A 14,620-nucleotide genomic window follows, 5' to 3' on the forward strand; every position below is an offset into this window, starting at 1 on the left:
AATCACCGGCATCTGTGGGCACCCTTTTTACTGGCGAATTCGGGCGACGCAAGCATTTATTTTTGATGTCGATAAAATTAATCAATCGAGATTGTCGCCTTTTCGTTCAGCGCGTGTGCGGATGTACTGGCAATCGGCGCCTTTTCCTAAGCAGGGAGAGCGCTGGCAGCTGACTGTGCGGCTTAAACCACCATATGGCCGGTTAAATGAAACCGGCTTTGATGCAGAAAAATATTATGTGGCTCGGCGAATACACGCCAAAGCCAGTTTAAAACAAGCCACTCAATTAACCGATACCATCACTTGGCGTCAGCAGCTGCTTGATACCTTGACACCGATCCTATCGCCGCTTCGGTTTGGGCCTCACCTTTTAGCATTGAGTTTGGGCGAACGAGCGTGGCTAACTGCAGCGCATTGGGACACTCTGACGCACAGTGGTTTGGCCCATTTGATGGCGATCTCAGGGTTACACATTGGTTTAGCCTATGGCATGGGGTGGCAACTTGGCCGCTGGGCGCGTGTTTGGCTGCCTGAGCGGCGTGTATTTAGGTGGTTGCCGCTTTATATGGCGCTCGGTGTCGCGGTCCTCTATGCCGCGTTGGCGGGGTTTGCACTGCCAACCCAACGGGCATTGATTGCCCTTTTATTGGTGTCGGTGGCAAAGCGTCTTGGTGCAAGAGTCTCACCGCTAAACCTTTTGCAACTCACGGTATTATTGGTGCTTGCGCGTGATCCCCTGGCAGGCTTCTCGGTCAGCTTTTGGTTGTCATTTTCGGCGGTCGGCGCGTTATGCCTTGCGCATTATGGCTTTTCGCGCTCATCCGGTTGGGGGCAAGCGCCCCAGCGCTGGCAGTGGTTGCGGCCGTTGAAGCAACTGTTGGTCGTCCAACTTGTACTGCTTATTGGTATGTTACCGCTGCAACTCAGCTTCTTTTCCGGCGTGAGTGCGGCTGCAACGCCTATCAACCTGGTTGCTGTCCCCTGGGTGGGAATAGTCACGGTGCCTTTGGTGTTTGTTGCGCTTTTTTTGTCCACCTTTGGGTTAGAGAGCGTGGCTGTTTGGAGCTGGGCGAACACTAGCCTGGTCCCTGTGATGGCACTGGCTGGTGATGCCTCGGCCAGCTGGTTTACCGTGCCGGTGACATCAATCAGTTGGGCGTTTACGGTAATAGCGCTGGCGATAGGGCTATATGGTTGGCGCTGGCATCGATTAAGTGGGGTGATCATCGTGCTGATGCTAGCACTCATCACTTGGCGGGCGCCTAAAGCGGTAAATTGGCAAGTGGATGTGTTGGATGTCGGCCATGGCTTGGCGGTACTGGTGAGTAAGAATGAACGGTCGGTTCTTTATGATACCGGTAATCGCTGGCAAGTGGGCGGTATTGCACAAGCAGTGATTGCGCCAATTTTAGATAGGCGACACATTGAACGTCTTGATGGACTCATTCTCAGTCATGGCGACAGTGACCACGATGCGGTGCCGATTTTATTTCAGCGCGTTATTCTCCACGTTGGCGGCGTGCGAGTGAAATACGCTCTGGTTATCAAACCTGTGCGGCAGGGCAGCGGTGGCAGTGGCAAGGATTAGATTTTTCCGTCTTATGGCCACCAGATCCCAGGCCTCGTGCAGATAATAATGATTCGTGCGTGATACGCATCTCTGACGGGGAGTACAGCGTGTTATTGACGGGGGATATTGAGGCAAAAGGCGAGGCAAACTTATTGGCATCACTGGGCGATAAAACGCAGCTGGACAGCGATATCATGCTGGTACCGCACCATGGCAGTGCCTCTTCGTCGTCACCCTCTTTTATTCGCGCGGTCAATCCGACCTGGGCGGTCGCATCTACCGGGCTGTTGAATCCTTGGCGGTTGCCTGCGAAAACGGTACGCGCGGGCTATGAGCAGGCTGATGTCACCTGGTTAGATACCGCAGCTAATGGCCAGGTACGTTGGCAGCGTATCGACACGGGTTGGAAGTTGGTCCGTTGGCGGCAAGATCGTCGCGCCGGTTGGTATCGTCAGATGTTTAAACGTCGGCCAGTAAATTTGGACGCAGACCGCTAAAAGAGTAGAATGCCGGTCTGTTTTACCCATCAAAACGATTTAAATGAGCGAATATCAAGATAAAACGACCTGGCAGACGTTTAAGCAACTCTGGCCCTATATTGCCAATTACAAATTGGGGTTAATCGTTGCCATTGTCGCCTTGGTAATGAACGCCGCCAGTGACACGCTGATGCTCTCTATGCTCGGCCCACTGCTTGATCAAGGCTTTTCTTACGACGATGTGGAGGGAGATTTCCTTAAATGGATGCCACTTTACCTCGTGATATTAATGTTTGTACGTGGCTTATCGAGCTTTGTTTCTGCTTATTGCTTATCTTGGGTGTCGGGCAATGTGGTGATGACCATGCGCCGTCGTATGTTTAATCACTTTATGAAAATGCCCGTGAGCTTTTTCGACCAAGAATCGTCAGGGGCGCTATTGTCGCGCATTACCTATGATTCGGAACAAGTGGCGTCTGCAACCAGTGGTGCGTTGGTCAGCTTGGTGAGAGAGGGCGCATCGATCCTCGGGTTAATGATCTTAATGTTTTGGTCGAGCTGGCAGTTGTCCGCGATTCTTCTGGTTATTGCGCCGGTGGTGGCGATCTCGATTCAGGTGGTGTCTAAACGCTTCCGTCGTATTTCGTCGAATATGCAAGATGCGATGGGCTCGGTCACCAGCTCCGCGGAGCAAATGCTCAAAGGCCATAAAGTGGTTTTAAGCTATGGTGGCCAAGACGTCGAGAAAAAACGGTTTGAGAAAGTCAGTAACCGTATGCGTCAGCAAACCATGAAGCTGGTTTCGGCCCAGGCGATTGCCAACCCTGTGATTCAGCTTATCGCGTCAATGGCGCTGGTGGTGGTGCTGATTCTCGCGAACACCGAAGCCATTCGGTCAGAGCTAACGGCAGGGACCTTTGCGGTGGTATTCGGTGCCATGTTTGGTCTGATGCGGCCACTGAAGTCGTTAACCAACGTGACCTCGCAATTTCAACGCGGGATGGCAGCGTGTCACAGCTTGTTTAACTTAATGGAGCTGGAAACTGAGAAAGATACCGGCACGTACGAGGCTGAGCCGATTAACGGCGACATCAAAGTTGAAGACGTGGTCTTTACCTATCCATCACGAGAAGCGCCAGCACTGAATCATGTGAGTTTTGAGGTGCCCGCGGGGAAAACGCTGGCACTGGTGGGACGGTCAGGTTCAGGGAAAAGTACCATTGCCAACCTTTTGACCCGTTTTTACGAGATAGACAGTGGCTCAATTACCTTAGATGGGATGCCGATTGAGCAATATACGTTGAGTAATTTGCGCCAACAGGTTGCAGTGGTGTCGCAAAATGTCCACCTGTTCAATGATACGGTGGCTAACAATATAGCCTACGCGGCGGCCGATCAATATAGCCGTGAGCAAATTGAGCATGCCGCTAAGTTGGCCTATGCAGACGACTTTATTCGCGCGATGGATGAGGGCTACGACACCATGATTGGTGAAAATGGCGTGAGCTTGTCTGGCGGCCAGCGTCAGCGTATTGCCATTGCCCGTGCCTTGTTACGGAATGCGCCTGTCCTTATCCTTGATGAAGCAACCTCGGCCCTGGATACAGAGTCAGAGCGCGCGATTCAAGCCGCCTTGGATGAACTGCAAAAGGATCGCACCGTCCTGGTGATCGCTCACCGTCTGTCTACCATTGAAGATGCCGATCAAATTTTGGTGGTCGATGAAGGTGAGATTGTTGAGCGAGGTAGCCATCAAGCATTGCTCGCGCACAACGGTGCCTACGCCCAACTCCATCGTATTCAGTTTGGTGACTAGGTATGCTGGATCAACTTTGGTTTGGCCATCAACGATCTCTATGGGCGACGCCATTAAGGCCGTTTAGCGCGTTATTTGGTTTGATTGCTCGTTATCGGCGCCGTCAATATTTGCGCGGAAAATTGCCCTGTTATCGTGCCCCAGTGCCTGTGGTTGTGGTTGGCAATATCATGGTAGGGGGAAACGGTAAAACCCCCTTTGTGATCTGGCTGGTGGAGCAACTGAAAGCGCAGGGCTATCGCCCAGGCGTGGTTTCCCGTGGATACGGAGGTAAATCAGACCAATACCCTTTGCTGCTGACGCAAACGACACCCCCGAGTGTGGCCGGTGATGAACCGGTATTAATCGCTCGTCGTACCCAGGTGCCAGTGTGTGTTGACCCCGACCGCAGTGAAGCGGTGAAGCGCTTATTGCAAGAGGATGTCGATATCGTGGTGACCGACGATGGCATGCAGCATTATCGCTTAGACCGCGACCTTGAAATCGTGATCATTGATGGTCAGCGCCGCTTTGGGAATGGCCATTACTTACCCCTTGGACCCTTGCGAGAATCGGTCGACCGTCTCGACAGTGTCGACATGCTGATTAATAATGGCGGCGATCCCGAGGAGAAAGAGTGGCCGATGCATTTGGTGGCTGGACAAGCCACTAATCTTCGAACGGGACAGTCTTGTCCTGCGTCGATGTTACCGGGTGTGGTTGCCGTAGCAGGGATTGGTCATCCACCACGCTTTTTTGCCACGTTGCAACAAATGGGCGTGACCCCGCTACACAGCCAAGGCATTAATGATCATCAAACCCTCAGTGCCGATGAACTGGACAAGTTGGCCAAAAAGGGCCAACATTTACTGATGACCGAAAAAGACGCGGTAAAATACCAAGGGATCGCACAAGATAACTGGTGGTATTTGCCGGTAGAAGCGTGTTTGCCTGAGGCTGCGGCCCAAGCTTTACTCGCCAAGATCGAACGTTTGACCACAAACGCGAATAAATAACAAAGGAACGCTATGGATCACCGCCTGCTTGAAATCGTGGCCTGCCCATCTTGTCAGGGCAAAGTATTTTATAACCGAGATAACAACGAATTGATTTGCAAATTTGATCGGGTTGCTTATCCCATTGTCGATGGCATTCCGGTACTCATCGAGTCGGAAGCGCGTGATCTGTCACAGGAAGAGGTACAAGGATGAGTCCGTTTTCTGTGGTGATCCCAGCACGGTTTGGTTCAAGCCGTTTGCCAGGTAAGCCACTGGCTGATATCGCTGGCAAGCCGATGATCCAACATGTGTATGAGCGCGCTCAAGCAGCAGGGGCGAGTCAGGTGATTGTTGCAACGGACGATAAACGCATCGAAGCCGCGGTGCGTGACTTTGGTGGCGACGTATGCCTAACACGCGCTGACCATGAGTCGGGGACTGAACGCTTGGCTGAAGTGGTTGCACAATACGGGTTTGCTGACGACGATATCATTGTCAACGTGCAAGGCGATGAGCCGTTAATTCCGTCTACCGTGATTGGTCAAGTCGCCGAGAATTTGAATCAGTACCCGGAAGCTCCCATGGCCACCTTGGCCGTCGCGATTGATGACAGCGAGCAAGTGTTCAACCCCAATGTGGTCAAAGTGGTGACGGATCAGCAAGGATTTGCGTTGTATTTTAGCCGTGCCACGATCCCTTGGGATCGCACTCATTTCGACGCCGAAACGCCCACGATCCCACAAGCTTTGCTTCGCCATATTGGTATTTATGGCTACCGCGCGGGGTTTATTAGCCGTTACATTCATTGGACGCCAAGCCCATTAGAGAAGATCGAGTCGCTCGAGCAGCTACGAGTCCTTTGGCATGGTGAAAAAATTCATGTTGCCGTTGCCGCCGAGACGCCACCACACGGAGTCGATACTCAAGCCGATTTAGAGGCGGTTCGTGAGTATTTATCAGCCAATAGCGCGGCATAACGATGCTTAAAGAGCACCATCTGACATATCGCCTTCGATGACAAGAACGACAAGAAAAAAGCCGCGAATGATCATCGCGGCTTTTTTCTTTTCATGAGTGACTGCGTAAAGTTGCTACTTAGACGCCGGCTGTGCGATGAGATCACGTAGCCGCTGCCAGCCTTGACCAAGTCGCTCGTGCCAATAGCGCTCGAATTGCTCCAGGTATTGTGCACGAGGGCTGTACTTAATCCATGGCTGTTTGATCTCCTTTTGCGCCATGAAGTTGGTGGGTGCAGGAATGGGATTAAGGCCTGCACTTTGAAACTCATACACCGCGCGTTCCATGTGCGCGGCTGATGTGACCAACACAAGGTTACGGCTTCCAACCACAGACGCCGCTTGATACGCCTCCTCCCAAGTATCCTTTGCTGTTTCCAGCAACAGAATACTGTTTTTATTGACCCCAAGTGCCATCGCGACACGTGCCAACATGCGAGCATGGCTAACCTCATAGCCGTGATCATAGCCCGATAATATCAGTTTGGATGTCGGATACATGCGATGAATGCGGATCCCTTCGGTCAGACGCATCAGCGCCGCACGAGAAAGTTCAGACGTCGGCGGCAGTGCGTCATCGACCACATGACTGTCCCCCAGTACCATCACAAAGTCGACCGGTTTCTCGGTGGGGAGAAAGGCGGTGTATTGACGCTCAAGTGGGCGAAGTAACCCCGAGGCGACCGGTTGAAACGCAGTGAGAAAAATCCCAGCAAACGCAACGAAAATAACAAAAGATGCCAGCCTTGTACGCTGAGAGAACCAAAGCAGGCATAGCCCGAAAAGACCCAAGAGCAACAGCGCGGGCAAGGGCATTATCAAGGTTGAGATCAGTTTTTTTAATTCAAACATGCAATGTCGCCCGAAATATAGTCAAACGAGGTACAAATAATGCCATAAACCTTTATTAACGTAAGGCTTGTGACAGAATATGCCTTCATACCACTCAATGATAACGAATGCCATTGTGACTGAGGATAAAAATTTCGACGATATCGCCCACAAATTTGTTAAAAACATTTATGGATCGGGCAAAGGCGAAATCCGTCAAGCGGTAATTTGGCACGACATCGAGCAGATGTTGCAGTGCTTTCCGCCGGATCAGCCACTCCATATTTTGGATGCGGGCGGCGGCGTTGCACCGATTTCACAACCGCTGGCTGCTCGAGGTCACAGTGTCACTTTATGTGATCTTTCTTCACAAATGCTCGAGTTGGCGCGTCAGGAGATTGAACAACAGGACTTACTTGCGCAGTATCAGCTGGTCCATGCCTCAGTACAATCTATTGGTGAGCATTTGGCGTCACCCCCTGATGTGATTTTATTTCATGCGGTATTGGAGTGGGTTGCTGACCCTGAGCAAGTACTGAAAGACTTGCTCAGCCATTTACGGCCGGGAGGGATCGCATCTGTGATGTTTTATAACCAAACTGGGTTGCTGTTTAAAAACCTGGTGTGTGGCAACTTAACCCATGTTGAGCAGGGAATGCCGCACCGTAAACAGGTTTAAACTTCAGCCGCCCAAAGGGTTGCAGCCAGACAGCGTCTATCAATGGATGCAAGACAGTGGCATTAGCCTCAAAGGTAAAACCGGGGTGCGCACGTTTCATGACTACATGCGCGATACCAATATTGGTGATTTTACCTTTGAGCAGGTGCTGGCGTTGGAGCAGCAACTATGCCGCCAAGAGCCGTTTGTGTCTCTAGGGCGATATATTCATGTGTGGGGGCAATACAATGCCTCCAGTCATCAAGATGAAAACAAGGACAACCGATGAGTGATCAGGCTCCGTCTTCTCAGCATGGAGAAGACGACGCTCAGACCGTACCGGAATTGGTCAGTTGGGTTAAACACAATAACTTTGCACTTCAGCTGCCGCCCGAGCGCTTGGCATTTTTGCTGGCGATGGCGGTGATGAGCCAAGAGCGCTTAGAAGATGAACTGAGCGAGCATGAATTAGTTGATGTTTTTCGGCTGGTCAGTGAACAGTTTATTAGCGACGAAAGCGGCAGTATCGGCAACATTGCTTTTCGCGCCAACAATGCCATCAATGAAATGGTGCAAGCGCGTTTATTAAGCCGTTTTACCAGTGAGATGACTGAGGGCGATAGCATTTATCGTCTCACGCCGCTCGCCCTGGGCATTGCGGATTACTATGCTCGCCACCGTGAATACTCGACCTTAAAGTTGTCTGTACAGCTTTCAATGGTCGCGGATGAAATCGCCAAGGCACGCGGTGCGCAGAGGAAGACGGCGATGCCGCTTTTTGGCGTCACAATGTGTATGGGGTTTTAAAATACTCGGTAGCTGATATTTTTGACCGTATCGATCTTAACCAGCGAGTGATGGATGAGCAGCAACAACACGTTAAAGACGATATTGCTGCCTTGCTTACCCAAGATTGGCAAGCGGCCATTGCTAACTGTGAGCACTTGTTAAATGAAACCTCTAATACGCTGCAAGAGCTGCAAGAAACACTTCAGGCGGCGGGAGATGAACTACAAAGTCAGCTGTTAGAGATCCAGGAAGTGGTGCGTCAACGCGACGAGCTCGAGTTTGTCGATGCCATGGTCTATCGACTGCAGATGAAGCTGGATCGAATCGTCAATTGGGGCCAGCAAGCGATTGACTTGTGGATTGGCTACGATCGCCATGTGCATAAATTTATTCGAACCGCGATTGATATGGATAAAAACCGGGCGTTCAGTCAGCGTTTGCGTCAATCCGTTTCAGACTATTTGGATGCACCGTGGTTCTTGACCTATGCGGACGCTGAGCGGTTGCGCGACACCCGCGATGAAGCCTTGGTGTTACGTGATGACGAAGTCACCGGTGACATGCCAGAAGAAGTAACGTTTGAGCAGTTGACGGTGGTGGATGACACCTTGTCACAGAAAGTCTCACAGATGCTCGACCGTCACCGAGAAACCGGACAAGCGATCGATCTCGGTCGTGTCCTCAAAGACTACTTAGCCGAGCACCCTCAAGCTCGCCATTTTGATCTCGCGCGCTTAGTGATTAATCAAGCGGTTCGGATGGGCTATTCCCAATCTGATCTCAACGCGATCCAGCCTGATTGGCAGGCGATTAACGACTTCGGAGCGAAGGTACAAGCGAATGTCATCGATAAATACTGAACAGCCAATGCCAGAAGATCTGGCCAAAGCCATTGCTAACCCTTTATTTCCGGCGTTGGATAGTGCATTACGTGCTGGCCGCCATATTGCCAGTGACGATTTGGATAACCACGCCTTGCTGATTGAATTTGAGCAAGCGTTAAATGTTTTTTATCAGCGCTATAACGCTGAGTTAGTGCGTGCGCCAGAAGGGTTTTTCTATCTACGCCCGCGTTCCACCAGCCTTATCCGTCGCAGTGTCTTGTCGGAGCTGGATATGCTGGTCGGCAAAGTGCTGTGCTTTTTGTATTTGAGCCCAGAGCGCTTAGCGCAAGAAGGGATCTTTACCACACAAGAGCTATTCGACGAGCTGATGGCATTGGCCGACGAGAAAAAGCTGATGAAGCTGGTTACCCATCGTGCTACAGGCTCAGATCTCGACCGCGAGAAGCTATTCGATAAGGTCAAAACCTCGCTGCGCCGCCTGCGTCGTTTGGGAATGATCTTGCCGATTGGTGAGGGCAATAAGTTTCGCGTCAGTGAAGCCACCTTCCGCTTTGGCGCCGATGTGCGCACCGGGGACGATCCACAAGACGCGCAATTGCGCTTAATTCGAGATGGTGAAGCCGTGGTCCATAGCCAAGAGCATATTCAATCCAGCTTGCTTGATGATGAGTTTGATCAGGACACTGAGATGTCCGCCACACAACACACGGAGGAGCCGACAGCATGAGCCAGCGCGGTAAGTATCAATCACTCACCATGGTGAACTGGAACGGCTTTTTTGCGCGAACCTTTGATATCGATTCACTGGTCACCACCTTATCCGGTGGTAATGGTGCCGGTAAATCCACCACCATGGCAGCCTTTATTACTTCATTGATCCCGGATCAAACCTTACTGCACTTTCGCAACACTACCGAAGCGGGCAGCTCAAGTGCCTCACGAGATAAAGGCTTGCACGGCAAATTGCAGCCAGGTGCCTGTTATGCTGCGTTAGACGTGGTGAACTCGCGTCAACAGCGCGTGTTATTTGGGGTGCGCTTACAGCAAGTCGCCGGTCGAGATAAGAAGGTCGATATCAAGCCGTTTATCTTGCAAGGATTACCGTCCTCAGTGGCACCCACCGATGTCTTGGTGGAAACCTTAGATAACGGCCAAGCGCGGGTGCGTCAGTTAAACGAAGTGAAAGACGCGGCCGGTGCGTATGAAACCGCGTATTTTAAAGCGTTTAGCTCGGTCACTGACTATCATGCGCAAATGTTTGAATTTGGGGTGTTACCTAAAAAACTGCGTACCCAACAAGATCGTGGCAAATTCTATCGCCTGATTGAAGCGTCCTTGTATGGCGGCATTTCCAGTGCCATTACCAAGTCACTCCGTGAGTATTTGTTGCCACAAAACGGCGGGGTTAAAAAAGCCTTCCAAGACATGGAAGTGGCGTTGAAAGAAAACCGCATGACGCTGGAGGCGATTAAGGTTACCCAGCGCGATCGGGATTTGTTTAAGCATTTGATCACTGAGGCGACCCATTATGTGGCCTCGGATTATATGCGCCATGCCAATGAACGTCGCACTAAACTCGAACAAGCCTTGTCGTTGCGGGCTGAATTAAACGCCGCGCAGCAAACCTTACAGCAAAAACAGCAGCACGCCGAGGCCATGCGTGCCGAATTAAGTGAGTTGGAATCCGGACAAGATCATCTTGAGCAAGACCATCAAGCCGCGGCTGATCACTTGCAACTGGTGCAGTCGGCGATGCGTCAGCAAGAAAAAATTCAGCGTTATGAAGAAGACTTGCTTGAACTTTCTGAGCGACTGGAAGAGCAAATCATGGTGGTGGAAGAAGCCACGGAACAGCTTACCGAAGCCGAGTTGCGCGCGGCACAAAGTGAAGAAGAGGTAGATAGCTTAAAAACGCAATTGGCGGACTATCAGCAAGCACTGAATACTCAGCAAACACGCTCTTTGCAATACCAGCAAGCGGTAACCGCGCTGGAAACAGCAAGACGCCTCACTGACGATGACGGCCTTACTGTCGACGATGCCGGGGCCTGCTTGCAAAGGCTCAAAACCCAAGAATCAGAGCAAACGGATCGCGTCTTGTCGCTTAAACACAAGCGGGATTTGGCATCGGCGACCGCCAACCAGTTCGAGCAAGGGTTAAGCTTATTACAGCGTATTGATCCATCAGTGGGACGGAACGAAGCGGGCACAAAAGCCAAACACTGGGTAGAGCAGGGCCGCACCCATCGCTATCTTGCCGACAGCCTCTCTCAGCGCCAATATGAGCAACGCGAATTGACTCAACGGGTCGAGCAACAGCAAAAGGCCAGCCAGTTGGTGTCAGATTATCAGGCCTTAACGGGTGAACACCTGGCGGATAGTGATGCAGTGGAGCAAGCCGTTGCGTTGCAGCAAGAAAAGCGCGAGAGCTTACAACAAGAGAAAGAGACACAGGCGGAACGACTACGCGAGTTGGCGCGGACTGAGGAAGCGATTGACGCAGAGATTCGCGATCTTGAAAGCAAAGCGCCCCGTTGGTTTGCCGCTAATGAGGCGTTAACCAAACTGGAAAGCCAAACCGAAAAAACATTGGCAGATAGCCAAACGGTGATGGCGGCAATGCATGCCACGCATGAGTCGGTGCGTCAGCAGACCCATCACCAAGAGCAGCTCGCGCGTCAAAAAAATGAGATAGAGCACGCGATTGAACAACTGGCGCAACCTGGCGGCAGTGATGATGCGCAGTTACAAGGGTTGGCCGAGACGCTTGGTGGCACCTTGCTGTCTGAGATTTACGACGATATTACCTTGGACGATGCCCCATATTTTAGCGCCCTGTATGGCCCGGCGCGGCATGCCATAGTGGTGCCTGATCTAAAAGGCGTAAAGGACAAGCTGACGACGCTTGACGCGTGCCCGGATGATCTCTACATCATTGAGGGCGATGCGGATGCATTTGATGACCGTGTGTTTGATGCGCAAGAGTTAGGCGGTGCTGTGTGTGTGCACTTGAATGACCGACAAATGCGTTATTCACGCTTCCCAGAGACGCCATTGTTTGGTCGCGCTGCCCGTGAGCATCGCCTTGAGCAGCTTAGGACGCAACGTGATGCATTGGTAGAAGACTACGCAAAAGCCTCGTTTGATGTGCAGAAGTGGCAACGTTTGTCACAGGCGTTCAGCCAGTTTATTGCTGACCACCTTACTGTCGCGTTCGATCCTGATCCCGAACAAGCGATAGCGGCTTGCCGTGAAAAACGTGCGCAAACCCAACGAGTGATGACTGACGTTAAACACACGCTGGCGCAGCACGAGGCGGCGGTATCACGTTGTCAGCAAGCGCTACAATGCCTTGATAAGCTGCGTTACTGTGCTGGCTCCCTTGCTGAATCGGAGCTTGATGCGCGCTTGCAAGCGGCGAATAACAACCTGGATGCGGCGAAAAAGGCAAAGCTTTATTCAGCAGCATGGGGAGACATTGGCGGCCTTAGAAGGATGTTTGGCGACACTGGAAAGTGATCCTGAGCAGTTTGATAAGTTGGAGCAGGCCTATCAACAAGCCGATGAAAGGTTACAAGCCGTTAAGCAACAGCTGTTTGCCGTGGCTGACTTAGCCGAACGCCGTCCTCACTTTGCCTATCAAGATGCGGCAGACATGCTCACGCAAAGCAGTGAGTTAAACGAGCAACTGAAAGCCAAGCTAAAAGATGCAGAGCAAGTACGCCAACGCGAACGTGACGCGCTCAAGCAGGTACAGGGACAAAATAGCCAGTATCAGCAGCTGTTAGCCTCGCTCAAAAGTGCGCATCAGTCTAAGCAAGAAACGTTGAACGAGTTTAAACGTGAATTTGCCGAGTTAGGTGTACAAGCTGACGAAGAAGCCTTGCTGCGCGCGCAGTATCGTCGCGATACCTTGTATGAGCAAATGCACCAAGCGCGACAGCGACATAGTGAGCTGTCACGCGGGATCACCTCGTTAGAGATGGAAACCAAGTCGCTGACCAAAGAGCTGCGTAAATCGCTCAAGCAGTATAAAGAGCTGCGTCAGTTTGTGGTCAATGCCAAAGCAGGCTGGTGCAGTGTATTGCGGATTGCACGTGACAACGGCGTCGAAAAGCAACTGAACCGCCGAGAAATGGCGTATATGTCAGCCGAGGAATTGCGCTCTCTGTCAGACAAGTCGTTGGGTGCCTTGCGCCTTGCCGTTGCCGATAATGAAATCTTGCGCGACGCCTTGCGTGCGTCAGAAGACGTTGGCCGGCCCGAGCGCAAAGTCTTGTTCTATGTGGCGGTTTATCAGCACCTGCGCGAGCGGATCCGGCATGACATTATTCGCACCGACGATCCCGTTGAAGCGATTGAAGAAATGGAAGTGGAGCTTGCGCGCCTGACCGAAGAACTCACGCAGCGTGAGCAGCGCTTAGCGATTAGCTCAGAGTCGGTCGCCAATATCATTCGTAAAACGATACAGCGTGAACAAAACCGCATACGGATGCTCAACCAAGGGCTGCAAAGTGTCGGATTTGGTCAGGTCAACGGAGTGCGTTTAAATGTCTCGATTCGTGACACTCATGCGCAGTTGCTTATGGGCTTGGCCGAGCATGCCGATCAACATCAAGACTTGTTTGGCAACCCGAACCTGACTTTCTCGGAAGCGATGGCGAAGCTATTCCAACGCCTCAACCCGCATATCGACATGGGGCAGCGCTCACCACAGACCTTAGGCGAAGAGTTGTTGGATTATCGTAACTTCCTTGAATTAGGTATTGAGGTGAATCGTGGCACAGACGGCTGGCTAAAAGCGGAATCTGGTGCGTTATCGACGGGGGAAGCGATCGGTACCGGTCAGGCGATTTTGCTGATGGTGATCCAAAGTTGGGAAGAAGAATCACGCCGGTTACGTGGCAAAGATGTGATCCCATGTCGCTTGTTGTTCCTCGATGAGGCCGCTCGTTTGGATGCCAAATCGATCTCAACCTTGTTTGAATTGTGTCATCGTTTGGATATGCAGCTACTGATCGCTGCGCCAGAAAATATCAGCCCAGAGCAAGGCACCACCTACAAGTTGGTGCGTAAGATCTTGAACGATCGTGAGCATGTGCATGTGGTTGGTTTACGCGGCTTCGGTGAAGAAAAGCGCCAAGCGCTGGCGCAAGAGCCCGTTCTTGAGTAGTACCGAGAACAGGTTTCTCTGATCCGGAAAAGAAAGGCCAGCATCAAATGCTGGCCTTATCAGTGATAGAGTATATTGAAGTCTGTTCGAAGCCTCAATTGGTGCTATTGATTTTGGTGATATAAGTCCAGTGCGGTATCGGATTTAAACCGACAAATGACATGATTAAATCCTAAGATCCGTTTTCTCAATACTCAGGAGAGCGATAACTATTTCTTGCACGCACTTCACAATTCAGCCAGTGCTAACCTAACGATGACAACAAACCTATCCAAAAATCTGGCCTATTGCGTAGAATACATCGCCATGATTATTGGCTGGCGGACAATGCGGTGGGTTACAAAGTAGTTCGACTGACCGAACTCATGGCGTATGAGTTCGGTCAAGTAGAGGGCGATATTGAGGCGCTGAATGAGCGTGACCTTGGTAATGGTAGATGGTCCCGATGGGGTGAGCGTTTCACAAT

General features: G+C 51.5%; 8 protein-coding genes and 3 pseudogenes. 10 read left to right on the plus strand and 1 reads right to left on the minus strand.

The window, feature by feature from the left end; all coding sequences use genetic code 11:
- From DZ54_RS21660 to kdsB, 6 genes are all read left to right on the plus strand, one after another.
- Positions 1-1,588, plus strand: a 1,588-nt coding sequence (locus DZ54_RS21660) for a DNA internalization-related competence protein ComEC/Rec2 (RefSeq protein ID WP_164831596.1), incomplete at its 5' end; no start/stop codon positions are given.
- A complete protein-coding gene (locus DZ54_RS23655; RefSeq protein WP_338057059.1) occupies positions 1,531-2,067 on the plus strand; it encodes an MBL fold metallo-hydrolase in 537 nt (178 codons plus the stop codon). The genes DZ54_RS21660 and DZ54_RS23655, both read left to right, overlap by 58 nt.
- Positions 2,068-2,110: 43 nt before the next feature.
- Positions 2,111-3,865 carry a lipid A ABC transporter ATP-binding protein/permease MsbA gene (msbA, locus tag DZ54_RS0113085; protein WP_025674550.1) on the plus strand — a complete coding sequence of 585 codons (1,755 nt, stop codon included), beginning with the start codon at positions 2,111-2,113 and terminating at the stop codon, positions 3,863-3,865.
- A gap of 2 nt (positions 3,866-3,867) precedes the next feature.
- On the plus strand, positions 3,868-4,860 hold the full coding sequence (gene lpxK, locus DZ54_RS21665) for a tetraacyldisaccharide 4'-kinase (RefSeq protein WP_037330630.1): 993 nt from the start codon (positions 3,868-3,870) through the stop codon (positions 4,858-4,860).
- A gap of 12 nt (positions 4,861-4,872) precedes the next feature.
- Complete coding sequence (locus DZ54_RS0113095) at positions 4,873-5,055, plus strand: Trm112 family protein (RefSeq protein WP_025674551.1); 183 nt, start codon at positions 4,873-4,875, stop codon at positions 5,053-5,055.
- Positions 5,052-5,819: a 3-deoxy-manno-octulosonate cytidylyltransferase gene (gene kdsB / locus DZ54_RS0113100; RefSeq protein ID WP_025674552.1), complete on the plus strand. Its 768-nt coding sequence runs from the start codon at positions 5,052-5,054 to the stop codon at positions 5,817-5,819. Before DZ54_RS0113095 ends, kdsB begins: the two co-directional genes overlap by 4 nt.
- Positions 5,820-5,933: 114 nt before the next feature.
- On the opposite strand, the gene elyC is transcribed toward kdsB, so the two are convergent.
- Entirely contained in the window at positions 5,934-6,710 is a 777-nt protein-coding gene (elyC, locus tag DZ54_RS21670; RefSeq protein ID WP_037330632.1) for an envelope biogenesis factor ElyC, read from the minus strand.
- 115 nt (positions 6,711-6,825) lie between these two features.
- Here elyC and cmoM point away from each other — a divergent pair.
- The 4 genes and pseudogenes from cmoM (at position 6,826) to mukB (ending at position 14,154) form a co-directional block, all read left to right on the plus strand.
- Positions 6,826-7,636: pseudogene (gene cmoM, locus DZ54_RS21675) on the plus strand (tRNA uridine 5-oxyacetic acid(34) methyltransferase CmoM).
- Positions 7,633-8,996, plus strand: a pseudogene (gene mukF / locus DZ54_RS21680) (chromosome partition protein MukF). The pseudogenes cmoM and mukF overlap by 4 nt, the downstream one beginning before the upstream one ends.
- Positions 8,977-9,708 carry a chromosome partition protein MukE gene (gene mukE / locus DZ54_RS0113120; RefSeq protein WP_025674553.1) on the plus strand — a complete coding sequence of 244 codons (732 nt, stop codon included), beginning with the start codon at positions 8,977-8,979 and terminating at the stop codon, positions 9,706-9,708. Before mukF ends, mukE begins: the two are co-directional and overlap by 20 nt.
- A gap of 29 nt (positions 9,709-9,737) precedes the next feature.
- Positions 9,738-14,154 (plus strand): annotated as a pseudogene (gene mukB, locus DZ54_RS21685) (chromosome partition protein MukB).
- Positions 14,155-14,620 lie beyond the last annotated feature (466 nt).

The organism is Salinivibrio socompensis S35 (assembly GCF_000513715.1).
GTDB classification, from domain to species: Bacteria; Pseudomonadota; Gammaproteobacteria; order Enterobacterales; family Vibrionaceae; genus Salinivibrio; species Salinivibrio socompensis.